Genomic DNA, 23,547 nt, shown 5'->3' on the forward strand with positions numbered 1-23,547 from the left:
AACGGTCAAGTTGCCCCTGTGTAAACGGCGTTGGAGGGGGCAGCCGCAGCATCCGTGCCGGAGGCACGACGGGTGGCCGGAAATGATCGGTCCTCGGCTATCCCTTCGTCAGCGGCCCCGGCGGAGGCGGGGGCGTCGTCGGGAGCACCTGCCGCTCCGCCGCGAAGTGGCAGGCCGAGGGGTGCGCCGCCGGACCGGAGGGGAAGACCGCCGGAACCGCGAGCAGCGGCACCTCCGTCGTGCAGCGCGACTGCGCCTTCCAGCAGCGGGTGCGGAAGCGGCAGCCCGACGGCGGGTTGGCCGGGGACGGCACGTCCCCGGTGAGGATGATCCGCTCGCGGTACGCGCGGGCCTGCGGGTCGGGCACCGGGACGGCCGACAGCAGGGCCTGGGTGTACGGGTGGGTGGGGTGGTCGTAGATCTGGGCGTCCGTGCCGATCTCGACGACCCGGCCCAGGTACATGACACCGACCCGGTCCGAGATGTGCCGGACGATCGACAGGTCGTGCGCGATGAAGACGTAGGACAGGTTGAACTCGTCCTGGAGCTTCTCCATCAGGTTGATGACCTGCGCCTGGACGGAGACGTCCAGCGCGGAGACCGGCTCGTCGGCGACGATGATCTCGGGCTGGAGCGCGAGGCCCCGGGCGATGCCGATGCGCTGGCGCTGGCCGCCGGAGAACTGGTGCGGGTAGCGGTTGATGTACTCCGGGTTCAGGCCGACCACGTCCAGCAGCTCCTGGACCTTGCGGCGCCGGTCGCCCTTGGGAGCCACCTCGGGGTGGATCTCGTACGGCTCGCCGATGATGTCGCCGACCGTCATCCGCGGGTTCAGCGAGGTGTACGGGTCCTGGAAGACCATCTGGATGTTGCGGCGCACCGCCTTCAGGGCGCGCCCCGACAGCTTGGTGATGTCCTCGCCCTTGTACGCGATCGAACCGGCCGTCGGGCGCTCCAGGTGGACCAGCATCTTGGCCACGGTCGACTTCCCGCAGCCGGACTCCCCGACGATGCCCAGGGTCTCGCCGGCGCGCAGCTCGAAGGAGACCCCGTCGACCGCCTTGACGGCGCCGACCTGCTTCTTGAACAGCACGCCCTGGGTCAGGGGGTAGTGCTTGACGAGGTCCTTCACTTCCAGAAGGGACTCAGCCATGGAGGCACTCCTTCCAGAAGTGGCAGGCGCTGGTCCTGGGCACGGGCGACTCGGTCACCTCGTAGAGCGGCGGGACGTCCGTGCGGCAGACGTCCTGCGCCATCGGGCAGCGGGGGTTGAAGGCGCAGCCGGGCGGGATGGCCAGCAGGTTCGGCGGCAGGCCCTTGATGGCGTACAGCTCCTGGCCCTTCTGGTCCAGGCGCGGGATGGAGTCCAGCAGACCGCGGGTGTACGGGTGCGCGGGCGCCTTGTAGATCTCGTGGACGGGGGCCGCCTCGACGATCCGGCCCGCGTACATGACGGCGATCTTGTCGGCGACGTCCGCGACCACCCCCAGGTCATGGGTGATCAGGACGAGGCCCATGTTCAGCTCGCGCTGGAGCTCGGCCAGCAGGTCCATCACCTGGGCCTGGACGGTGACGTCCAGGGCCGTCGTCGGCTCGTCCGCGATGATCAGCGAGGGCTCCAGGGCCAGCGCCATGGCGATCATGATGCGCTGGCGCATGCCGCCGGAGAACTGGTGCGGGTAGTCCCCCACGCGCTGCTTCGCCGCCGGGATCCTCACCCGGTCCATCAGGTCGATCGCCTTGACCTTGGCGTCCCTGCGGGACATCCCGCGGTGGACCTCGTACATCTCGCCGAGCTGCGCCCCCACGCTGAGGACCGGGTTCAGGGAGGAGAGCGCGTCCTGGAAGATCATCGCCATGTCGGCGCCGCGGATCTTGCGCCGTTCCTCCTCCTTCATCTTCAGCAGGTCCCGGCCCTTGAAGAGGATCTCGCCGCCCGTGATCCGGCCCGGCGGCATGTCCAGGATCCCCATCACGGCCTGGGCGGTGACCGACTTGCCGGAGCCGGACTCGCCGAGCACGGCGAGCGTCTCGCCCTCGTCCACCGCGTAGTCGACGCCGTTGACCGCCTTCGCGACTCCGTCGCGCGTCTTGAATTCCACGTGCAGGTCGCGGACTTCGAGCAGCATGTGCGGGGCTCCTCAGCGCAGCTTGGGGTCGAGGGCGTCGCGCACCGCGTCGCCGAGCATGATGAAGGCGAGCACGGTCAGGCTCAGCGCGCCCGCCGGGTAGAGCAGCATGTGCGGGGCGTTGCGGATCTGCGAGGCCGCGTTGGAGATGTCGATGCCCCAGGAGACGGTGGGCGGGCGCAGGCCGACGCCGAGGAAGGACAAGGTGGCCTCCAGGGCGATGTACGTGCCGAGCGCGATCGTGGCGACGACGATGACGGGGGCGATGGCGTTGGGCGCCACGTGCCGCAGCAGCATCCGGCCGTTGCCGGCGCCCAGGGCGCGGGCGGCCTGGACGTAGTCGTTCTGCTTGGCGGTGATCACCGAGCCGCGGGCGATGCGCGCGATCTGCGGCCAGCCGAGCAGGATGATGAAGCCGACCACCGGCCAGACGGTGGTGCTGGTGACCACGGACAGGAACACGAGGCCGCCGAGGACCACCGGGATGCCGAAGAAGATGTCGGCGACCCGGGAGAGCAGGGCGTCGCTCCAGCGGCCGAAGAAGCCGGCGAGCCCGCCGAGCACGGAGCCGAGCAGGGCCGCGCCGAGGGTGGCGCAGACGCCGACGGTGATGGAGGCGCGGGCGCCGTGGACGGTGCGGGTGTAGACGTCGCAGCCCTGCGTGTCGTAGCCGAAGGGGTGTCCGGAGGCGGAGCCCTGCTGCGACTTGGACAGGTCGCACCGGAGCGGGTCGCCGTCGGCGATGAGCTGGGGCCAGATCGCGATGAGCACCAGGAAGAGGATCAGCAGCGAGGAGAGGATGAAGACGGGGTTGCGGCGCAGCTGGTGCCAGGCGTCGGACCACAGCGAGCGGGCCCGTCCGCCGGAGGCGGCCGGCGCAGGCTCCCCGGGGCCGGCCGCCCCCCGGGGCCCGGGGCCCTGTTCCAGGCTCTCGGCCTCTTCCAGGGCCAGATCCATCGCTCCGCCTTGACCGGTGGGGGACATCGCCTCGTGCGGACGGGGCCCGACGGGGTCGTAACCCTCGGGGCGTTCGGGCTCAGGCATAACGGATCCTCGGGTCCAGGACCGCGTAGAGCAGGTCGACGAGCAGGTTCGCCAGCAGGAAGACGATGACGAGGATGGTCACGAAGCCGACCACGGTGGGCGAGTTGTTGCGCAGGATGCCCTGGTAGAGCTGGTAGCCGACACCGTGGATGTTGAAGATCCGCTCGGTGACGATGGCGCCGCCCATGAGGGCGCCGATGTCGGTGCCGATGAAGGTGACCACGGGGATCAGGGAGTTGCGCAGCAGGTGGCGGGTGATGACCCGGTGGCGCGGCAGGCCCTTGGCGACGGCGGTGCGCACGTAGTCGGCCTTCACGTTCTCGGCGATGGAGGTGCGCGACAGCCGGGTGACGTACGCCAGGGAGACCAGCGCGAGCACGATGCCGGGCAGGATCAGCTCGCTGAAGGGGGCGTCCGGGGAGACGGTGGGCCGGACCCAGCCCCATTTCACGCCCAGGACGAACTGCAGCAGGTACCCGGTCACGAAGGTGGGCACGGAGATGACCACGAGCGTGAGCACCAGCAGGGTGGTGTCGACGGCCTTGCCGCGGCGCAGTCCGCTGACCACGCCGAGGGTGATGCCGACGAGGATCTCGATGACGATCGCGACGATGGTCAGGCGCAGGGTGACGGGGAAGGCCGTGGACATGAGGGAGGTGACCTTCTGTCCGTTGAAGGCCGTGCCGAAGTCGCCCTGGAAGATCTGGCCCATGTAGTGGAGGTACTGCTCCCACAGGGGCCGGTCGAGGTAGAGGTCCTTGCGGATCCGCGCGGCGGTGGCGGCGTCGGGGGCCTTGTCTCCGAAGAGGGCCGCGACCGGGTCGCCGAGCGCGTACACCATGAAGAAGATCAGGAACGTGCTGCCGATGAACACCGGGATCATCTGGAGCAGCCGCCGGATCACATAACGTCCCATGGACTGCTCCAGGATCGATCCGGGTGAGGGGTCAGCCGACCTTGATCTGGTCGTAGACCGGGACGCTGAACTGGTTGAGGCTCACGTCCGAGAGCCGCTCGGAGTAGCCGGCGCTGCCGTTCTGGTACCAGAGCGGGATGGACGGCATCTGCTCGGCGAGGATCTTCTCGGCGTCCTGGAACTTCGCGGTCGCCTTGGCCGCGTCGCTCTCCCGGTTCGCCTCGTCGACGAGCGCGTCGAACTCCTTGTCGCTGAACTTCCCGTAGTTGGAGGAGGCACCGGTGGAGTAGAGCGGCTCCAGGAAGTTCTGGATCAGCGGGTAGTCGGCCTGCCAGCCGGAGCGGAACGGGCCGGTCAGCTTGAAGCTGCTCTGCTGGTTCCGGAAGTCGGCGAAGGTGCCCACCGGGTTGACCGTGCAGACCGGGCCCTCGCCCAGGGCGTTGTTGATGCTGTTGCAGACGGCGTCCATCCAGTCACGGTGCGAGCCGGTGTCGACGTTCGAGGTCAGCGTGACCTTGCCGCCGGGCAGTCCGCCGCCCTCCTGGATGAGCTTCTTGGCCTCGGCCGGGTCGTAGGCGCAGGCGTCGCCGCAGGCCGTCGCGGAGAAGCCGCCCTTCTCGCCGAGGGCCGGTGAGGTCCAGTCCTTGGCCGGGGTGCGGGTCTCGCGGAAGATCTGCTTGGTGATCTCGTCGCGGTTGATGGCCCGCGAGATGCCCCGGCGCACCTTCTCCAGGCCCGGCTTGCCCCACTGGGCGTCGTACAGCGGGAAGGTGAGGGTCTGGATGATGAGGGCCGGCTGGTTGATGTACCGGTCGCCGAGGTCGTTCTTGACGTTCTTCAGCTGCTGCGCCGGGACGTCGTCGACGAGGTCGAGGTTGCCGGAGATCAGGTCGGTGTAGGCGGTGTTGTTGTCGGTGTAGACCTTGAGGTCGACGCCGCCGTTCTGCGCCTTGTCCTCGCCCGCGTACCCGTCCCACTTGCGCAGCTTCATGCCGGTGCCCTTGGTGTACGAGTCCACCAGGTACGGGCCGTTGCCGACGGGTTTGTTCAGCCAGCCGGTGTGGTCGGTGAAGAAGGCCTTGGGCAGCGGGGAGAAGGCCTGGTAGCCGAGGGTCTCGGGCCAGGTGGAGAACTTGTCCTTGAGGGCGACCGTGAAGGTCTTGGCGTCCTTGACGACCAGCCCGGACATGGCCTTGGCCTTGGGCTCGCCGGACTCCGGGTGGACGTCGGCGTAGCCCACGATGTCGGCGAAGAACGGCGCGTTGTTCTGCTTGTTGCGGACGTCCGCCCCGTAGTTCCAGGCGTCCACGAAGGACTGCGCGGTGACCGGCTCGTCGTTGCTGAACTTCCAGCCGTCCTTCAGGGTGATCGTGAAGTTCTGGCTGTCGGTCGTCTCGATCTTCTCGGCGAGCATGTTCCTGGCCTCGCCGGTCTTCGGGTCGTAGCGCTTGAGTCCCCGGAAGAGCATGTCGAGGACCTTGCCGCCCTGCACCTCGTTGGTGTTCGCCGGTTCGATCGGGTTCTGCGGGTCACCCCACGAGGAGCTGACGATTCCGGCGCCGCCGCCCCCGCCTCCGTCGTTGTCGCCGCCGCCGCAGGCCGTCGCCGCGAGGGCGACGGCCACCGCACATGCGGCCCACTTGGCGTGGGTGGCTCCGCGCATGGAGTGCCTCCTTGATCCCAAGACTCACGTGGGGTCAATGTCACCCTATGTGGGGTCACGTGCACTCCTCGTTGGACCGATTGCACCCCCGCGTCACTCCCCTGTCACCCCTGCGAGTGCACGGCCGGCTCCCGGGGGACGCCGAACGCCGACGGCCGGTCCCCGGCGCCGTGGGGCGCCGGGGACCGGCCGTGGGAACGTGCGGTTCGCGGGTCAGACGGCCAGGATGGCCTTCTCCTCCGCGAAGTGGCACGCCGAGTCGTGCGCGGCCGGGGTGTCCTGGCCCTTGAAGCGCTCCGGGATCGCCAGCAGCGGCTCCTCGGTGGAGCACTTGTCCTGCGCCTTCCAGCAGCGGGTGCGGAAGCGGCAGCCCGACGGCGGGTTGGCCGGGGACGGGACGTCACCGGTGAGGATGATCCGCTCGCGGCCCTCGCGGGCCTCCGGGTCGGGGACCGGGACGGCCGACAGCAGCGCCTGCGTGTACGGGTGCGTCGGGTGCTCGTAGATCTGGGCGTCCGTGCCGATCTCGGCCATCTTGCCCAGGTACATGACGCCCACGCGGTCCGAGATGTGCCGGACGATCGACAGGTCGTGCGCGATGAAGAGGTAGGAGAGGTTGAACTCGTCCTGGAGCTTCTCCATCAGGTTGATGACCTGCGCCTGCACCGACACGTCGAGCGCGGAGACCGGCTCGTCGCAGATGATGATCTCGGGCTGGAGCGCGAGGCCGCGGGCGATGCCGATGCGCTGGCGCTGGCCGCCGGAGAACTGGTGCGGGTAGCGGTTGATGTACTCCGGGTTCAGGCCAACGACGTCCAGGAGCTCCTGGACCTTGCGGCGCCGGTCGCCCTTGGGAGCCACCTCGGGGTGGATCTCGTACGGCTCGGCGATGATGTCGCCGACCGTCATGCGCGGGTTCAGCGAGGTGTACGGGTCCTGGAACACCATCTGGATGTTGCGGCGGACGGCCTTGAGGGCCTTGCCGGACAGCCGGCTGATGTCCTCGCCCTTGTAGAGCACCTCACCCGCGGTGGCCCGCTCCAGGTTCATCAGGAGCTTGGCGACCGTGGACTTGCCACAGCCGGACTCGCCGACGATGCCGAGGGTCTCGCCCTGGTACAGGTCGAAGGAGATGCCGTCGACCGCCTTGACGGCGCCGACCTGCTTCTTGAACAGGATGCCCTGGGTCAGTGGGAAGTGCTTGACCAGGTTGCGGACCTGGAGGATCGGCTCGCGCCCGGAGGCGTTCTTGGTGAGCTCAGCCATGGATCTGATCCTTCCAGAAGTGGCACGCGCTGCCGCGGCCGGGCAGTTCGGTGCCGTCCTGCTCGGTGACCGGGTGCAAGACCGGGATCTCCGTACGGCAGATGTCCTGCGCCTTGGGGCAGCGCGGGCTGAAGGCGCAGCCCGCGGGGATGCGGAGCAGGTTGGGCGGCAGGCCCTTGATCGCGTAGAGCTCCTGGCCCTTCTGGTCCAGGCGCGGGATCGAGTCGAGCAGGCCGCGGGTGTACGGGTGGGACGGGCGCTTGTAGATCTCGTGGACCGGGGCGGTCTCGACGATGCGGCCCGCGTACATGACCGCGATCTTGTCCGCGACGTCGGCGACGACGCCGAGGTCGTGGGTGATCAGGATCAGGCCCATGTTCATCTCGCGCTGGAGCTCCGCGAGGAGGTCCATGACCTGGGCCTGGACCGTCACGTCGAGAGCCGTGGTGGGCTCGTCGGCGATGATCAGGTCGGGCTCCAGGGCCAGCGCCATGGCGATCATGATGCGCTGGCGCATACCGCCGGAGAACTGGTGCGGGTAGTCACCCACGCGCGCCTTGGCGGCGGGGATCTTCACGCGGTCCATGAGCTCGATGGCCTTGACCTTCGAGTCCTTCTTGGACATGCCCCGGTGGACCCGGAACATCTCGCCGAGCTGGTCGCCCACCGAGTAGACCGGGTTCAGGGAGGACAGCGCGTCCTGGAAGATCATCGCCATCTTGTTGCCGCGGAGCTTGCGGCGCTCCTCGTCGGACATCTTGAGGATGTCCTTGCCGTGGAAGCGCACCTCGCCGCCGGCGATCCGTCCGGGCGGGCTGTCGAGGATGCCCATGATCGCCTGAGCGGTGACGGACTTGCCGGAGCCGGACTCGCCGAGCACGGCGAGCGTCTCGCCTGAGTTGACGCTGTAGCTCACGCCGTTGACGGCCTTGGCGACCCCGTCACGGGTCTTGAACTCGACCTGGAGGTTGTCCACCTCCAGCAGCGGCGCGGTGGACCGGCCACCCGTCTCCGCAACGCTGAGAATCTCCGACGTGGTCACGCCGCCACCTTCGTCCTGCTTGCTGATGTTGTCTCGGGGCATCGGGCGGCCCTACCGGAGCTTCGGGTCGAGCGCGTCACGCAGGCCGTCGCCGACGAAGGCGAAGCCGAGCACGGTGACGACGACGAACAGGCTGGGGTACACCCACAGGTAGTCATTGACGCCGATGAAGGCCTGCCCGGCCGCCAGCATGTTGCCCCACTCCGGGACGTCGACGGGAACGCCGGCGCCGAGGAAGGACAGCGCCGCCACACCGATGATCGTGGTGCCGACGTTGAAGGTCGCGTAGACCAGCACGGCGGTCAGCGAGTTGGGCAGGATGTGGGTACGGACGATCCGCCAGCCGCCGGCGCCGAGCGCCTTGGCCGCATGGACGTAGTCCATCTCGCGCACCGACAGGATCGAGCTGCGCAGGAGCCTGGACACGGTCGCCCAGGAGAAGATCGCCAGCGAGATGATCACCGGGGTGATGCCGCGGCCGGTGACCAGGATGATGACGACGGCGCCGATCATCAGCGGGAACGCGAGGAAGACGTCCGCGATGCGCATGACGAGGGTGTCGGCGAAGCCGGCGAAGTAACCGGCGATGGCGCCGAGGGCGACACCGATCAGCACCGCGAAGAAGATCGAGGCGAGGCCGACGAACATGGCGACGCGGGTGCCGGCTATGAGGCGCGAGAACATGTCGCGGCCCAGGGCGTCGGTACCCATCCAGTGCGTGCCGTTGGGAGAGGCGAGCGTGTTCTCCAGGTCCTGTGCCGCCGGGTCGAACGGGGCGAACATGTCGCCGAACGCAGCGGTCAGGAACAGCAGGGTGATGATCACGAGACCGACCACGGCCAGCTTGTTCTGGACGTAGCGGTGGCGGATCTCGCCCCACTGGCTCAGTTGCTTGGGTGCGGGTTCGGCGGGGGCCGAAGCGGGCGACACGGGGTTCTCGTCCCCGATCGCCGGGCTCGTTGCGAGCTCAGACATGAGGAAATCCTCCTTGGGGGGCGGTCAGCTGAGGCGGATACGCGGGTCGAGGGCCGCGTACAGCAGGTCCACGATGAGGCTGAGGACGACGAAGATCGCGACGCTGTAGGTCACGACACCGATCACGATCGGGTTGTTCTGCTGCTGAATCGCCTGAACCAGTGCCAGACCGACACCGTCCCAGTTGAAGATCGCCTCGGTGATGAGGGCACCACCGAGAAGCGCGCCGAACGAAATGCCCAGGTAGGTGACCACGGGAATGGACGAGTTGCGCAGCACGTGCTTGAACAGCACGCGGCGGCGCGGAAGTCCCTTGGCCACGGCCGTCTTCACGTAGTCCGCGCGCAGCACCTCCAGCATCGTGCCGCGGGTGAGGCGGGCGACGAAGGCGACGTCGGTGATGGCGAGGGTGATCGCCGGAAGGACCATGCCCTCGAGCTTGTCTCCGCCGAGCTGCGGGAACCACTGGAGTTCCACGGCGAAGTACTTCATGAGCAGCATGCCGATCACGAAGGTCGGGAAGCCCACGGCCATGGTCGTAAAAAATGTCGTGACCATGTCGAGAATGCTGTATCTGTAGAGCGCGGCGATGATGCCCACGCCCATGCCGAACACCGTGACGAGGACGATGGCCAGCAGGGCCAGCTTCGCCGTGTTCTGAAGCTTGGGGGCGAGGATCTCGGACACCTCGCGGCGCTGCACGAAGTCCTCACCGAGGTCGCCGGTGGCGACCTTCGCGACGTAGTTCACGTACTGCTCGGGCAACGACTTGTCGAGCCCGTAACGCGCCTTGAGTTCCGCGACCACTGCGGGGTCACGTGCCTTGTCGCTGCCCGCGATCGAACCCACGGGATCGCCGGGGAGTACGAACAGACACGCGAACAGAACCATGGTCGCGCCTATGAGGACAATGACCATCTGCCCGAGGCGACGGGCGACGTACCTTCCCATGTTTTGCCTCTCTACCTGGCCACTTCTGGGAGCAGCGGCCTCCAGCCCAAGGAACGGGCCGGCTCTCGGCGTGCGGGGATTGCCCGCGGATGTGAGGGGTGCCGAAGTGAAAACGGCCTGCCGAGCGGGGCCGCGGCCCACCGGTCACCCGGGGGCCGCGGCACGTTCGCTCCTGACGGATATACCGTCCGAACCGATTACTTCTTGAGCGAGATCTTCTCGAGGATCGGGTCCTCGTTGAAGTTGATGTCGTCCAGACCGTTGAACTTGTCGGTCGCCATCAGGCGGAACTGGGAACGGTTGAAGGTCGGGATGAGCGCCATGTCGTCCATGGCCATCTTCTCGGCCTGCTGGTACATCTTGATGCGAGCGGCCTCGTCCTTGGTGGCGCGGGCCGTGTCGATCAGCTTGTCGAACTCCGGGTTGTTGTAACGGACGCGGTTGTCACCGGTCACGTTGCCCTCAGCGTCCTTCGCCATGGAAGACGAGTGCAGGAGCGGGAAGAGGAAGTTCTCCGGGGTCGGGTAGTCGGCGCCCCACGCGAAGCGGTAGACACCGGTGGCCTGGGAACCCTGCTGCTCCTTGAGCATGCCCGGGAAGTCCTTGCCGTCCAGCTTGACCTTGACGCCGAGGACGTCCTCGATCTGCTTCGCGAAGGCCTGGACCCACTCTTCGTGGCCCGCACCGGTGTTGAAGCTGAACTTGAGCTCGCTGCCGGGCTTCAGGCCCGCCTTCTCGGCGTGCTCCTTGGCCTTGGCGGGGTCCTGCTTGATGCAGGAGACGCAGAGGTCCTTCTGGTACGCCTTCGGGAACGCCGGCGGCACGATGGTGGTCGACGGGGTCTGGAAGCCCTGGAAGACACCCTTGGCGACGGCCTGACGGTCGATCGCGTAGGAGATCGCCAGACGGGCGTCCTTGGAGGCGGTCGGGCCGTTGTCACCGATCGGCAGGATGTAGTTCATGCCGTTGGTGTCCTTGGCGAACCACTTGTTCTGCGCCTTGAACTTGGCCTCGGCCGTCTTCAGCATCGGCACGGGGATGTGCGCGTAGTCGAAGGTGCCGGCCTGGAAGCCGTCGTACTCGAGCTGGTGCGCGGTCTTGTCGTTGAGCAGCGTGACCTGGACCTTCTCGAGGGAGGCCTTCTGCAGGCTGTAACCGTCGTTGCGGACCAGGTTGATCGCCTTGTTGTGCTCCCACGTGCCGTCCATCTTGAACGGACCGTTACCGATGGGGGCCTCGCCGAAGGCCTTGTCCTCTTCGCCGACCTTGGCCGTCGAGGGGACCGGGCTGTAGGCGTTGTGCGCCGTCTTCAGGACGAACTCGCAGTCCGCCTTGGACAGGTCCACCTTGAGGGTGTTCGCGTCCGGGGTGGTGACACCGCTGAAGGTCTTGGCGGAGCCGTCCTGCAGCTGCTCGTAGCCCTTGATGCCCGCGAAGTGGTACGCCACGTCGGAGGCGGCGGCCTTGTGCGCGGCACGGGCCCAGCCACGGGCGAACGACTCGGCGTTGACGACCTCGCCGTTGGAGAACTTGGTGTCCGGCTTGATCTTGAAGGTCCAGGACGTGCAACCCTCGTCGGACGTCGCCGACTCGGCGAGCGCCGGCTCGGCCAGGCCGTCCGGCGTGTTTCCGTACAGGCCGGTGAACAGGGCGTTGGCCAGCAGGATGCCCGTGGACTCGTGGGCACGCCCCGGGTCGATGGTGTCCGGCTCGGTGCTGCCCAAACGGAACGTGCCGCCGGCGGCGGCACTGCCCTTGTCCTTGCTGTCACCGTCACTGCCGCCACAGGCAGTAGCGGCCAGGGCGACGACAACCGCGCCCACGACCCACTTGGCGCTCTTGGCACCGCGCATGGGTTTCCTCCTCATGAGTCCACTGATCGACTTGAGGGGCAGAGAAACCTCGTCGACACCCCTGACGACGAGCGGATTCCTGCCCATAGTGTGCTCGTGAGTCGGCGCGCTCCCCACAGCGCGTGACCCATTGACCCGAGCTCAATGGAGCCATCCTCGGGGACGGTCAGGCCGTAAACCACACTTAAGTGGTCTCGTTTTCACAACATCGATCCCCGGCAGAAACCCGAAATCCGGACAAACGGATAGGAGACAGACACGTGCGAAACGGACGGTTAGCTCATCTTCCGGAGTGTCACGGTCGGTATGCGGACACTAGAACGCAAAAATCCGCTTGACAAAAGCGAACAGCCCCTCCCTTCACGGACGTCGCGAGGGGCGGGGCTGCTGTGTTTTGCGGGTGATTCGACCACTACGGCCACCTCCCGAGCAAAGCCGGGGGTGGCCGTGGTGGATCCTACGTGCCTACGCCTGGAACGCGCTTGCGCCTGAGGCTACTTGGCGGACTTGGCGCGCGACGCGGTGCGCGAGCGCTCCTTCTGGTCCAGGACGACCTTGCGGATGCGGACGGCCTCCGGGGTCACCTCGACGCACTCGTCGTCGCGGCAGAACTCCAGGGACTGCTCCAGGGAGAGCTTGCGGGGCGGCACCACGTTCTCGGTGTTGTCCGCGGAAGCCGCACGCATGTTGGTGAGCTTCTTCTCCTTGGTGATGTTCACGTCCATGTCGTCGGAGCGCGAGTTCTCGCCGACGATCATGCCCTCGTACACCTCGGTGCCGGGGTCGGTGAACAGGACGCCGCGCTCCTGCAGGTTGATCATCGCGAACGGCGTGACCGAGCCCGCGCGGTCCGCGACCAGCGAACCGTTGTTACGGGTCACCAGCGGGCCGAACCACGGCTCGTAGCCCTCGTGGATGGAGTGCGCGATACCGGTACCGCGCGTACCCGTCAGGAACTCCGTACGGAAGCCGATGAGACCGCGCGACGGGACCACGAACTCCATGCGGACCCAGCCGGAGCCGTGGTTCGACATGTTGTCCATGCGGCCCTTGCGGACGCCCATGAGCTGCGTGACCGCGCCCATGTGCTCCTCGGGGACGTCGATCGTCATGCGCTCGACCGGCTCGTGCACCTTGCCGTCGATCTCCTGCGTGACCACCTGCGGCTTGCCGATGGTGAGCTCGAAGCCCTCGCGGCGCATCTGCTCGACCAGGATGGCGAGCGCGAGCTCACCGCGGCCCTGGACCTCCCAGGCGTCGGGACGCTCGGTGTCGAGGACGCGCAGCGAGACGTTACCGACCAGCTCGCGGTCGAGGCGGTCCTTGACCTGGCGGGCGGTGACCTTGCGGTCCTTGACCGCGGACTTGGCGTCCGCGCCCTTGCCCGTGCCACCGCGGCCGACCAGCGGCGAGGTGTTCGTGCCGATGGTCATGGAGATCGCCGGCTCGTCGACCGAGATCAGCGGCAGGGCGATCGGGTTCTCCGGGTCGGCCAGGGTCTCGCCGATCATGATGTCGGGGAATCCGGCGACCGCGCAGATGTCACCCGGGCCCGCCACCTCGGCCGGCTTGCGGGTGAGCGCCTCGGTCATCATCAGCTCGGTGATGCGGACGTTCGAGATGGTGCCGTCACGCTTGATCCACGCGACGGTCTGGCCCTTGCGCAGCTCGCCCTGCTCGACGCGGACGAGCGCGATGCGGCCGAGGAAGTTGTCGGCGTCCAGGTTGGTGACGTGGGCCTGGAGCGGGGCCTCCTCGTCGTACACCGGGGCGGGGACGTGCTCCAGGATGGTGGAGAAGAACGGCTCCAGGCTGTCGCTGTCCGCGGGGACGGTGCCGTCCTCGGGCTTGGTCAGCGAGGCGACGCCGTCACGGCCGCAGGCGTAGACGATCGGGAACTCGATCTGGTCCTCGTCCGCGTCCAGGTCGAGGAAGAGGTCGTACGTCTCGTTGACGACCTCGTCGATCCGGGAGTCCGGACGGTCGGTCTTGTTGATGCAGAGGATGACCGGCATCTTCGCCTGCAGGGCCTTGCGCAGGACGAAGCGGGTCTGGGGCAGCGGACCCTCGGAGGCGTCCACCAGCAGAACGACGGCGTCCACCATCGACAGACCGCGCTCGACCTCACCACCGAAGTCGGCGTGGCCGGGGGTGTCGATGATGTTGATCGTGATCGGGGCCCCGCCGTCCTTGGGGTGATACTTCACCGCCGTGTTCTTGGCGAGGATCGTGATGCCCTTCTCACGCTCCAGGTCGTTCGAGTCCATCATGCGGTCGTCGAGGTGCTGGTGGGCGGCGAAGGCACCGGCCTGCTTGAGCATGGCATCGACGATGGTCGTCTTGCCATGGTCGACGTGGGCGACGATGGCGACGTTACGGATGTCGTGGCGCGTGGGCACTTCGGCGCTTCTCCCGGGATCGTGGATGGCGTCGCGTACGGTCCGGCACGCGCGCCTCGACCGGGCGAAAACCTGCCACGGCCTTACCCCATGGTACGTCGCGCAGCGGGAACTGCATGCCGGGGGGTCTGTCAAGAGGCCGGACGACTGAGCGCGGCCGGGTGATGCGTGGGGTGCCCCGACCGCCGTTCCTGCCTGTAATCACGCGGGTCAACGGGTATGCACGACCTTGCCCGCCGGGGATTCGGCGGGCAAGGGACTTGAGTCACATCTGAGGTTGATACCCGCCGGTCACTGCGACAGTCACCCCTTTGTCACCACATCTTCTCCCCCGGGCTTCCCGGGGCTTCCCCGGGGAAGCCCCGCGGAACCCCGGTCCTCCTCGGTTACTTCCTGTTCTTGTCCCGGGCGGCCTGCTGCTTCTTCCAGCCGATGTCCTGGTAGCGGGGGGCGCCGAGGCCGAAGGCGCCGGCGTTGGCCAGGCTGGGCTTGACGGCCACCAGCTCCGGGCGCTGGTAGAGGGGGATCGAGCCGGCCGCGGCCCAGATCCGGGCGTCGGCCTTGCGCATCAGCTCACGGGACTGCTCCTCGTCCAGCTCGCCCAGGGCCTGGTCGAAGAGCTGGTCGATGTGGTCGGTGCCGACCCGGGTGTAGTTCTGTTCGACGAGGAGCGAGCCGTCCGCCGCCGGCTCCGGCTTGGCGAAGATGGGCCGGGCGTCGGTGGCGGGGTAGGCCGTGGCGGGCCAGGAGTACAGGGCCAGGTCGTACTGGCCCGAGGCGACGTGGTCCTTGAAGAAGCTGTCGTCGGCCACCTTGGTGATCTCGGTGTTCACGCCGACCTTGCGGAGCATCTGGGCGATCCGGTCGCCGACCGTGCGCAGGGACTCCGAGCCGGGGCCGGACGGGAGGACGAAGCGCAGGGTGAGGGCCTTGCCGTCCTTGGCGAGCATGGAGCCCGAGGTGCGGGTGGCCTGCTTGGCCGGGGCCGGGGTGGCCTTGGCGGGCTCGCCGGCGTCACCGTCGCGGGCCGGGCCGCGCTTGGGGTCGTCGACGGCGGCCAGCCGGCCGGCCTGGGCCAGCAGGGCGGCCTCCTGCTGGGCCGCGAAGGGGGCGGGGGCCAGGACCGGGGAGGTGCCGTCCTGCGGACCGCCCCGGGCGAAAGCGTCGGCGTCGACGATCTCGCCGTCGGGTCCGTACGCCGCCGTCCCGGCGAGGACTCCGTCGCCGCTGTGCCCCTCGGGGCCCTCGGGGCGGCTGCCGTGCGTGCCGCCGTGGCCGCTGCGGGCGGCGGGGCCGGCGGGCTTGCCCACCGGGCGGACCTTCGGCAGCTGCGCGGTCGCGGACCGCAGGTCGCCGTTGGCCCCGTCGTCCTGGCCCACGATGTAGAGGCCGTCGTTCCCGGTGCCCGGGCCCGACGGGGTCTTCCCGTCGTCCTGCTTCGCGTCCTCGGAACCCTCCGCGCCGCTCTGCGGGCCGGCCTTGGCGCCCGCCGGCTCGGTGATCTTGCCGCCCCGGCGCCAGCCCGCGTCCGCGAGCAGGGCCTGGGCCGCCTGGGTGTCCTGGCCGCCGAGGGCGCCGCTGTTGTCGGCGTACGCCCGCTGCCCGGCCAGGGCCAGGTGGCTGCCGACGGGCTTCGCGGGCAGGCCGAGCGGCTTCAGTACGAGCTCGGCCAGTGCCTTGCGGTCCAGGGCCCGGGCGACCGCCCGGCGCACCCGCTCGTCGGACAGGGGGCCGGACGCGCCGTTCATGGCGAGCTGCGTGTAGGCCGGCTCCAGGGACTTGCGCACCGTGAAGTCGCGCAGGGCCGCCTGCTCGTCGGCGTACCGTTTCACCGCCGCCAGGTGCTTGCGGCGGCTCTCCTGCTCGGCCGCGGCCTTGCCCTCGTCCGTCCCGAAGGCGATCGCCCACGACAGGGTGGCCTGCGCCGGGGTCATCGCGGCCGCCGGGCCGTGGGCGGGGGCCCCGCCCGAGCCCTTGCCGCCCTGGCCGGAGGCGTCGCGGCGGGCCAGGGCGATCCGGTCGGCGCCCGCCCGGTCGATCTCCGCCATGTCGAGCTTCCCGGCGGCCAGCGCGGCCGGGCGCTCGGCCCGGGGCACCGCCGTCAGGACCAGTGTGTCGAGCTTGGCGGGCCGGCCCCACCAGCGCGGACTGCGGGTCAGGGCCGCGGTGCCGGTCTTCTTGTCGATCGCCCCGAGCGCGAAGGGGCCGGCGGTGGCCTTCAGCGCGCCGCGGGCGCCCTCGTTGAAGGCCTCCGGGGTGCCCATGACCTGCTTGGGGTAGAGCGGGGTGAACAGGGAGCGCCAGTCGGAGTACGGCTTGGCGAAGGTGACCTTGACCTCCAGGTCGGACTTGCCCCTCTCGATCTTCTCGATCCGGTCGTAGCCGGCGTTGCGCGCCGTCCAGAACGCCGAGTCCTTGCCGTTCAGCGCCCGCCACTGCGCCACGAAGTCGGCCGCGCCGACTTCGCGCCCGTCACTCCACACCGCCTGCTGGTTCAGCTTGTACAGGACGACCTGCTTGGGCTCCCGCTCGACGACCTCGGCCTTTTCCAGGTAGTCGGGATTGGCCACCGGCCGGCCCCTGCCGTCCAGCACGAACAGCTGGGGCAGCACGGCCCCGGCGATCCTGTTCGTCGTCGCGTCCGCGTCGGCCTGGAAGGTGTTCAGGGTGTCCGGGAGGGTGTCCACCGCCCAGCGCAGCACTCCCCCGTCCGCGACCTGGTCGCGGACGGTCGCGGCGATGTCCTGCCCCGCCGCGGCCGGTCCGCCCTCGTCGTCACCCGCGCCGCAGCCCGTGAGCAGTGGCAGTGCGAGGACTCCCGAGGTCAGGAGCGCCAAGGACCTGCGCCTTCTCTGGGACATGGGTCGTACCTCCGGGGCGGGGCGTGGGGGAAGCATGATCACGTTCGGCGGTATTTGGAGCTGATCACACCGGTTGCCGGAACCCACTGAAATCGACGGCCCGTCGCACCTTTCGCAGCCGCCTCTCGCCACGCCGCGAACCCCACCCGTGCGGACCAATCCCCTGTGCGTGGCCGAGGGGCGGTCCCCCGGGAGAGGGATGAGAATGGGGGCAGGGAGGGGCGCACAGTTCACGCCTGCGCGCCCGCAATCGCTGCACGTCCCTTCACAAGGGGGGACGGGAAGCGCGACACTCGCAGGCGCACATGAGCGTTGCCACCGCAGTCCGGCGGAAGTGAGGGCAAATCATGTCCCTGCAAGACGATCTGAGTGCCGTACGGCGCAACCTGGACGAGTTGACGCGCAAGGTCGAGCAGCTGGAGCAGCAGGCCAGGCGGCAGAAGCCGGGGAGCTCGACGACGGCGCCCGCTCCGGACCCGTCCCGCATGGTGACGGTCCCGGACACCCCGTACGACAGCTCGCTGTGGAAGGACGCCGACGACGAGGGCCTCGGCCTGCGCGACCGCCGCGCACCCTGACGGCGCACGTCCTCTCCGGTCCCACGACCCGCACCCCATCTGGCCCGGCCGTCCGCGGCCGGGCCTCCTGGGCCACCCCTCATCACTCCTCCCGGAGTCCCCTTTGGCCACAGGCACGGAACGACCCCAGCAGCGGCCCGGCGGCGGCGTCCACGACGCCTCCCGGGCCGCGATCGCGGCCCGGCACCTGCGGACCGACCGGTGGTGGCTGGCCCCGGCCGCCACCGCGGCCGGGCTGCTCGCCTTCATCGTCTACTCGACCTGGCGGGCCTTCGCGAACGCCGACTACTACGCGGCCCCCTACGTCTCCCCCTTCTACTCCCCGTGCCTCGCGGAGAACTGCCGGGAGATGCGCGACGGCCCGAACTGGGACCTCTTCGGCAGCTGGTGGGGCCTGTCACCCGCCCTGCTGATCCTGGTCTTCCCGCTCGGCTTCCGCCTGACCTGCTACTACTACCGCAAGGCCTACTACCGGGGCTTCTGGGCCTCGCCGCCCGCGTGCGCCGTCGCCGAACCGCACGCGAAGTACACCGGCGAGACCCGCTTCCCGCTGATCTTCCAGAACATGCACCGGTACTTCTTCTACGCGGCGCTCCCGGTGGCCGGCATCCTCACGTACGACACGGTGCTGACCTTCCGCGACGAGCACTACGCGTGGGGCCACATGGGCCTGGGGACCTTGCTGTTCCTCGTCAACATCGTCCTCATCTGGGCGTACACCCTGTCCTGCCACTCCTGCCGCCACATCGTGGGCGGCAGGCTCAAGCACTTCTCGAAGCACCCGGTGCGCTACCGGCTGTGGGGCTGGGTCAGCGCGCTCAACGCCCGCCACATGCTCCTGGCGTGGGCCTCCCTGATCAGCGTGGCCCTGTGCGACTTCTACGTGTACCTGGTGGCCAGCGGCACCTTCGACGACCCGAGGATCTTCTAAATGGCTCAAGTCGACCGGCAGCAGTGGGACGTGGTCGTGGTCGGCGCGGGCGGCGCCGGGCTGCGCGCCGCGATCGAGGCCCGCGAGCGCGGCGCCCGTACGGCCGTGATCTGCAAGTCCCTCTTCGGCAAGGCCCACACCGTGATGGCGGAGGGCGGGATCGCCGCCTCCATGGGCAACGTCAACGAGGGTGACAACTGGCAGGTGCACTTCCGCGACACCATGCGCGGGGGCAAGTTCCTCAACCAGTGGCGGATGGCGGAGCTGCACGCCAAGGAGGCCCCCGACCGGGTGTGGGAGCTGGAGACCTGGGGCGCGCTCTTCGACCGCACGCCCGACGGGAAGATCTCCCAGCGCAATTTCGGCGGCCACGAGTACCCGCGGCTCGCGCACGTCGGGGACCGCACCGGCCTGGAGCTGATCCGCACCCTCCAGCAGAAGATCGTCCAGCTCCAGCAGGAGGACTTCAAGGAGTACGGGGACTACGAGGCCCGGCTCAAGGTCTTCCAGGAGTGCACGGTCACGAGGGTCCTCAAAGACGGTGACCAGGTGTCGGGGACCTTCTGCTACGAGCGGGAGTCCGGCCGTTTCTTCGTCCTGGAGGCCCCGGCGGTCGTCCTGGCCACGGGCGGGATCGGCAAGTCCTTCAAGACGACCTCGAACTCGTGGGAGTACACCGGCGACGGCCACGCCCTGGCCCTGCTCGCGGGCGCGCCCCTGCTGAACATGGAGTTCGTGCAGTTCCACCCGACGGGCATGGTCTGGCCGCCGTCGGTGAAGGGCATCCTCGTCACCGAGTCGGTGCGCGGCGACGGCGGGGTGCTGCGCAACTCCGAGGGCAAGCGGTTCATGTTCGACTACGTCCCCGACGTCTTCAAGGAGAAGTACGCCGAGTCGGAGGCGGAGGGCGACCGCTGGTACGAGGACCCGGACCACAACCGGCGCCCGCCCGAACTGCTGCCGCGCGACGAGGTGGCGCGGGCCATCAACGCGGAGGTCAAGGCGGGCCGCGGCTCCCCGCACGGCGGTGTCTTCCTCGACGTGTCCACGCGCATGCCGGCCGAGAAGATCCGCCGCCGCCTGCCCTCCATGTACCACCAGTTCAAGGAGCTGGCGGACGTGGACATCACGGCGGAGCCGATGGAGGTGGGCCCGACCTGCCACTACGTGATGGGCGGGATCGCGGTCGACTCCGACACGGCGGCCACGGTCGGCGTCCCGGGGCTCTTCGCGGCCGGTGAGGTCGCGGGCGGGATGCACGGCTCGAACCGGCTGGGCGGCAACTCCCTGTCCGACCTGCTGGTCTTCGGGCGGCGGGCCGGGCTGCACGCCGCCGAGTACGCCGCGCGGGACGCCTCCTCGGGGGCCGCCGGGCGCCCGGCCGTCTCCCAGGCGGAGATCGACGCGGCGGCCGCGGAGGCGCTGGCCCCCTTCCACGCCGCCGAGGGCGCGGAGAACCCGTACACGCTCCACCAGGAGCTCCAGACGACCATGAACGACCTCGTCGGCATCATCCGCCGGGAGGGCGAGATGGCCGAGGCGCTGGAGAAGCTCGCGACGCTGCGGCTGCGGGCCTCCCGGGCCGGTGTCGAGGGGCACCGGCAGTTCAACCCGGGCTGGCACCTCGCGCTGGACCTGCGCAACATGCTGCTGGTCAGCGAGTGCGTGGCCCGCGCGGCCCTGGAGCGCACCGAGAGCCGGGGCGGGCACACCCGCGAGGACTGCCCGGCGATGGAGCGCAGCTGGCGCCCGGTGAACCTGCTGTGCCGCCCCGTCGACCCGCCGCCCGCGGATCCCCGGGCCGACCGGATCGAGCTCACCCGGGTCCGCACCGATCCCATCCGCCCCGACCTGCTCGCGCTGTTCGAGAAGGAAGAGCTGGCCAAGTACCTCGCCGAAGAGGAGCAGTACGAATGAGCACGTACGACGCGAGCTTCCGGATCTGGCGGGGTGACGCGGAGGGCGGGGAACTGCGGGACTTCACGGTCGAGGTGCACGACGGGGAGGTGGTCCTGGACATCGTCCACCGGCTCCAGGCGACCCAGGCCTCGGACCTGGCGGTGCGCTGGAACTGCAAGGCGGGCAAGTGCGGCTCGTGCAGCGCGGAGGTCAACGGCCGCCCGCGGCTGATGTGCATGACGCGCATGTCCACCTTCGAGCGGTCCGAGACGATCACCGTCACCCCGCTGCGCGCCTTCCCGGTCGTCCGCGACCTGGTGACGGACGTGTCCTTCAACTACCGCAAGGCGCGGGAGGTCCCGGCCTTCGTGCCTCCGGCAGGGGTGGCCCCGGGCGCGTACCGGATGCAGCAGATCGACGTGGAGCGCTCGCAGGAGTTCCGCAAGTGCATCGAGTGCTTCCTGTGCCAGGACACCTGCCATGTGGTGCGGGACCACGAGGAGAACAAGAGCGCCTTCGCCGGTCCGCGCTTCCTGATGCGGGTGGCGGAGCTGGACATGCACCCCCTGGACGCGGCGGCGGAGGCGGGCCTGGACCGCAAGCGCGCCGCCCAGGAGGAGCACGGGCTGGGCTACTGCAACATCACCAAGTGCTGTACGGAGGTCTGCCCCGAGGGCATCAAGATCACCGACAACGCGCTGATCCCGCTGAAGGAGCGGGCGGTGGACCGCAAGTACGACCCGCTGGTGTGGCTGGGGAACAAGATCGGGCGGCGTTCGGATCCCCGGTAGTCGGCATGAGGTGGGGCATGAGGTGGACGACAGCGGCAGCCGCCCTCCCGTGACTCCAGGTGCGGGAGGGCGGAACCACCCATAATGTCCCCCATGTGAGGGTGCCCAGAAGGAACAAGAGAAGCGGGCCGCGCGGCGCGGCGGCGGTACGGGTCGGCCTCGTCCTCGCCGCCGCGCTGCTGGCCGTCGCCGGCTGGGGGCCGGCCGGGACGTCGCCCGCGCGCGCCGACGATCCCGTGAGCCTGTCCCGGCAGGGGCAGATCACCGACCGGGTCGGGGCCCTGGGCGCCCGGGAGGCCGCCGTCGCCGCCGCGCTCGACCGGCTGTACGCCGAGCGGAGGATCCAGCTCTTCGTGGCGTACGTACGCGACTTCTCGGGGCGCTCGGCCCAGAGCTGGGCCGACGCCACCGCGGAGAAGAACGGCCTGGGCCAGGAGGACGTCCTGCTGGCCGTGGCCACCGGGGCGCGCCATTACGCCTATTCGGCCGCCGTCGACTCCGGTTTCACCGAACAGCAGCTGGCCGCCGTGGCGCGGACCGCCATCGAGCCGGCCCTGAAGCAGAACGACTGGGCGGGCGCCGCGATCGGTGCGGCGAACGGCTACGACGCCGTGCTCGCGGGCAGGCCCGTGCCGGCGCCGGCGATCACCCCCGGCCCGGCCGATCCCGGCGGCGGGGCGAGCGGCGAGAGCGGGGCCGGGGACTTCGTGCTCCCGGTGGTCGCGGTCGGCGCCGCCGGCGCGCTCGCGGCGTACGCGTACACCCGCCGCAGGCGCAGGGGCGCCGGTCCCGGCGGCGGCCGCGCGGCCACGACCGGACCGGGCTGGCCCGAAGGGGCACCCGACCGGCTGCCGCTGCCGCAGCTGGACGCCGAGGCCAAGTCGCTGCTGGTGCAGACCGACGACGCGATCCGCACCAGCACCGAGGAACTCGGTTTCGCCACCGCCCAGTTCGGCGAGGAGGCGGTCGGCCCCTTCACCGCGGCCGTGGACCACGCCAAGGGGGAGCTGACGCAGGCCTTCCGGCTGCGCCAGCAGCTCGACGACGCCCATCCGGAGGACGACGCGGTCCGGCGCCGGATGCTGGACGAGATCGTGGCCCGCTGCACGGAGGCGAACCGGCGGCTCGACGCCGAGTCGGCGGACTTCGACCGGCTGCGCGACCTGGAGAAGAACGCCCCGCAGGCCCTCGCCGCCGTGCGGGAGCGCGTGCGCGACCTGACCGGGCGGACGACGACGGCCGGGGCGACGGTGACCGCGCTGGCCGGGCTGTACGCGGACTCCGCGTCCGCGCCGGTGGCATCCCACCCCGAACGGGCCGAGGACCGGCTGCTGTTCGCGACGACCGAGCTGGGCGAGGCCCGGGCGGCCGTCGACGGCGGCGACAACGGCAGGGCGGCCGTGCACGTACGGGCCGCGGAGAGCGCGGTGGACCAGGTGGCGACCCTGGTGGACGCGGTCGAGCGGCGCGCGCGGGAGCTGGCGGAGGCGGCCGGGGCGCTGCCGGGCGCACTGAACGAGACGGAGTCCGACCTCGCCGACGCGCGGGGGCTGCTGACGGGCACCGCGGAGGGCACCTCCACGGCGGACCTGCGCGGGCGGATCGGCCGGGCCGAGGCCGTACTGGCCGACGTCCAGCGGGAGACGGCGGCCGGGCGGTACGACCCGATCGACGCCCTGCGCCGCGTGGAGGAGGCCGACGCGGCCCTCGACCAGGCCCTGGCCGGGGTGCGGGAGCGGGAGTCGGGCCGGCAGCGGGCGGTGGCCCTGTTCGACCAGGCCATGCTCTCGGCGCGCAGCGCGATCGGCGCGGCGACGGACTACATCACCACCACCCGGGGCGCGATCGGCAGCGAGGCCCGCACCCGCCTGGCGGAGGCCGGCCGGCACCTGGAGCGGGCGGTGTCCCTGACGGCCGCGGACCCGGCGGGCGCGCTGGCTCAGGCGCAGCGGGCGGATGAGCTGGCCCGGCAGGCGCAGCGGCTGGCGGAGCAGGACGTACGGGCGTACCAGGACCCGTACGCGGGGAGGCGGGCCGGCGGCGGCCGGGGCGGCGCCGTGCTCGGCGGGATCATCCTCGGCCAGATCCTGCGGGGCGGCGGCATCGGAGGCGGCGGCTTCGGAGGCGGGGGCGGCGGTTTCGGGGGCGGCGGGGCCCCGGGCTCCTTCGGCGGCGGCGCGACCCGCGGCCGGATGGGCGGCGGCGGCCGCTTCTGACGGCAGGGGGCAGCGCGACGCCTCACCCTCACC

Annotated in this window: 17 protein-coding genes; 5 read left to right on the forward strand and 12 right to left on the reverse strand. The window is 69.8% G+C overall.

Annotated features, from left to right (window positions below; all coding sequences use genetic code 11):
* Positions 1-97: 97 nt before the first annotated feature.
* The 12 genes from AC07DU_RS03675 to AC07DU_RS03730 all read right to left on the reverse strand — a co-directional run bounded on the left by AC07DU_RS03675 (position 98) and on the right by AC07DU_RS03730 (position 17,099).
* Positions 98-1,153: an ABC transporter ATP-binding protein gene (locus tag AC07DU_RS03675; RefSeq protein ID WP_360900727.1), complete on the reverse strand. Its 1,056-nt coding sequence runs from the start codon at positions 1,151-1,153 to the stop codon at positions 98-100.
* The gene (locus tag AC07DU_RS03680; protein WP_453373463.1) at positions 1,146-2,129 is read right to left on the reverse strand and encodes an ABC transporter ATP-binding protein; all 984 of its coding nucleotides are present in this window, start codon (positions 2,127-2,129) and stop codon (positions 1,146-1,148) included. The genes AC07DU_RS03675 and AC07DU_RS03680 overlap by 8 nt, the downstream gene beginning before the upstream one ends.
* A 12-nt stretch (positions 2,130-2,141) precedes the next feature.
* Positions 2,142-3,173, reverse strand: coding sequence for an ABC transporter permease (locus tag AC07DU_RS03685; RefSeq protein WP_361944774.1), 1,032 nt, complete (start codon positions 3,171-3,173; stop codon positions 2,142-2,144).
* Positions 3,166-4,089 (reverse strand): ABC transporter permease, encoded by a 924-nt coding sequence (locus AC07DU_RS03690; protein ID WP_360900736.1) that lies wholly within the window; start codon positions 4,087-4,089, stop codon positions 3,166-3,168. Before AC07DU_RS03690 ends, AC07DU_RS03685 begins: the two co-directional genes overlap by 8 nt.
* A gap of 31 nt (positions 4,090-4,120) precedes the next feature.
* Positions 4,121-5,752, reverse strand: a complete 1,632-nt coding sequence (locus tag AC07DU_RS03695) for a peptide ABC transporter substrate-binding protein (RefSeq protein WP_479109447.1) — start codon at positions 5,750-5,752, stop codon at positions 4,121-4,123.
* Positions 5,753-5,965: 213 nt separating this feature from the next.
* Positions 5,966-7,018, reverse strand: coding sequence for an ABC transporter ATP-binding protein (locus tag AC07DU_RS03700; protein WP_366866503.1), 1,053 nt, complete (start codon positions 7,016-7,018; stop codon positions 5,966-5,968).
* Positions 7,011-8,060: an ABC transporter ATP-binding protein gene (locus AC07DU_RS03705; RefSeq protein ID WP_360900745.1), complete on the reverse strand. Its 1,050-nt coding sequence runs from the start codon at positions 8,058-8,060 to the stop codon at positions 7,011-7,013. Before AC07DU_RS03705 ends, AC07DU_RS03700 begins: the two co-directional genes overlap by 8 nt.
* A 51-nt stretch (positions 8,061-8,111) precedes the next feature.
* Complete coding sequence (locus AC07DU_RS03710; RefSeq protein ID WP_366866505.1) at positions 8,112-9,035, reverse strand: ABC transporter permease; 924 nt, start codon at positions 9,033-9,035, stop codon at positions 8,112-8,114.
* A 24-nt stretch (positions 9,036-9,059) separates the two neighbouring features.
* Complete coding sequence (locus tag AC07DU_RS03715) at positions 9,060-9,986, reverse strand: ABC transporter permease (RefSeq protein WP_453287079.1); 927 nt, start codon at positions 9,984-9,986, stop codon at positions 9,060-9,062.
* 197 nt (positions 9,987-10,183) lie between these two features.
* Positions 10,184-11,839 (reverse strand): peptide ABC transporter substrate-binding protein, encoded by a 1,656-nt coding sequence (locus AC07DU_RS03720; RefSeq protein ID WP_479109449.1) that lies wholly within the window; start codon positions 11,837-11,839, stop codon positions 10,184-10,186.
* A 494-nt stretch (positions 11,840-12,333) separates the two neighbouring features.
* Positions 12,334-14,238: a translational GTPase TypA gene (gene typA / locus AC07DU_RS03725; protein WP_360900757.1), complete on the reverse strand. Its 1,905-nt coding sequence runs from the start codon at positions 14,236-14,238 to the stop codon at positions 12,334-12,336.
* Positions 14,239-14,624: 386 nt separating this feature from the next.
* Positions 14,625-17,099: an ABC transporter family substrate-binding protein gene (locus tag AC07DU_RS03730; protein WP_479109451.1), complete on the reverse strand. Its 2,475-nt coding sequence runs from the start codon at positions 17,097-17,099 to the stop codon at positions 14,625-14,627.
* Between the two features lie 347 nt (positions 17,100-17,446).
* Here AC07DU_RS03730 and AC07DU_RS03735 point away from each other — a divergent pair, with 347 nt between their 5' ends.
* From AC07DU_RS03735 to AC07DU_RS03755, 5 genes are all read left to right on the forward strand, one after another.
* Positions 17,447-17,677 (forward strand): hypothetical protein, encoded by a 231-nt coding sequence (locus tag AC07DU_RS03735; RefSeq protein ID WP_360900763.1) that lies wholly within the window; start codon positions 17,447-17,449, stop codon positions 17,675-17,677.
* Positions 17,678-17,780: 103 nt separating this feature from the next.
* Positions 17,781-18,608 (forward strand): hypothetical protein, encoded by an 828-nt coding sequence (locus AC07DU_RS03740; RefSeq protein WP_360900766.1) that lies wholly within the window; start codon positions 17,781-17,783, stop codon positions 18,606-18,608.
* Positions 18,609-20,525: a fumarate reductase/succinate dehydrogenase flavoprotein subunit gene (locus AC07DU_RS03745; RefSeq protein ID WP_479026913.1), complete on the forward strand. Its 1,917-nt coding sequence runs from the start codon at positions 18,609-18,611 to the stop codon at positions 20,523-20,525.
* Positions 20,522-21,298, forward strand: coding sequence for a succinate dehydrogenase/fumarate reductase iron-sulfur subunit (locus AC07DU_RS03750; protein ID WP_360900772.1), 777 nt, complete (start codon positions 20,522-20,524; stop codon positions 21,296-21,298). Before AC07DU_RS03745 ends, AC07DU_RS03750 begins: the two co-directional genes overlap by 4 nt.
* Before the next feature lie 176 nt (positions 21,299-21,474).
* The gene (locus AC07DU_RS03755; RefSeq protein WP_479109884.1) at positions 21,475-23,514 is read left to right on the forward strand and encodes a TPM domain-containing protein; all 2,040 of its coding nucleotides are present in this window, start codon (positions 21,475-21,477) and stop codon (positions 23,512-23,514) included.
* Positions 23,515-23,547: the final 33 nt, after the last annotated feature.

Source organism: Streptomyces sp. NPDC045695, assembly GCF_056432025.1.

What these genes read in the sequence shown, in the direction of transcription:
- AC07DU_RS03675 (WP_360900727.1), bottom strand. Translation starts at nt 1,153, where the DNA reads ATGGCTGAGTCCCTTCTGGAAGTGAAGGACCTCGTCAAGCACTACCCC.
- AC07DU_RS03680 (WP_453373463.1), bottom strand. Translation starts at nt 2,129, where the DNA reads ATGCTGCTCGAAGTCCGCGACCTGCACGTGGAATTCAAGACGCGCGAC.
- AC07DU_RS03685 (WP_361944774.1), bottom strand. Translation starts at nt 3,173, where the DNA reads ATGCCTGAGCCCGAACGCCCCGAGGGTTACGACCCCGTCGGGCCCCGT.
- AC07DU_RS03690 (WP_360900736.1), bottom strand. Translation starts at nt 4,089, where the DNA reads ATGGGACGTTATGTGATCCGGCGGCTGCTCCAGATGATCCCGGTGTTC.
- AC07DU_RS03695 (WP_479109447.1), bottom strand. Translation starts at nt 5,752, where the DNA reads ATGCGCGGAGCCACCCACGCCAAGTGGGCCGCATGTGCGGTGGCCGTC.
- AC07DU_RS03700 (WP_366866503.1), bottom strand. Translation starts at nt 7,018, where the DNA reads ATGGCTGAGCTCACCAAGAACGCCTCCGGGCGCGAGCCGATCCTCCAG.
- AC07DU_RS03710 (WP_366866505.1), bottom strand. Translation starts at nt 9,035, where the DNA reads ATGTCTGAGCTCGCAACGAGCCCGGCGATCGGGGACGAGAACCCCGTG.
- AC07DU_RS03715 (WP_453287079.1), bottom strand. Translation starts at nt 9,986, where the DNA reads ATGGGAAGGTACGTCGCCCGTCGCCTCGGGCAGATGGTCATTGTCCTC.
- AC07DU_RS03720 (WP_479109449.1), bottom strand. Translation starts at nt 11,839, where the DNA reads ATGCGCGGTGCCAAGAGCGCCAAGTGGGTCGTGGGCGCGGTTGTCGTC.
- AC07DU_RS03730 (WP_479109451.1), bottom strand. Translation starts at nt 17,099, where the DNA reads ATGTCCCAGAGAAGGCGCAGGTCCTTGGCGCTCCTGACCTCGGGAGTC.
- AC07DU_RS03735 (WP_360900763.1), top strand. Translation starts at nt 17,447, where the DNA reads ATGTCCCTGCAAGACGATCTGAGTGCCGTACGGCGCAACCTGGACGAG.
- AC07DU_RS03745 (WP_479026913.1), top strand. Translation starts at nt 18,609, where the DNA reads ATGGCTCAAGTCGACCGGCAGCAGTGGGACGTGGTCGTGGTCGGCGCG.
- AC07DU_RS03750 (WP_360900772.1), top strand. Translation starts at nt 20,522, where the DNA reads ATGAGCACGTACGACGCGAGCTTCCGGATCTGGCGGGGTGACGCGGAG.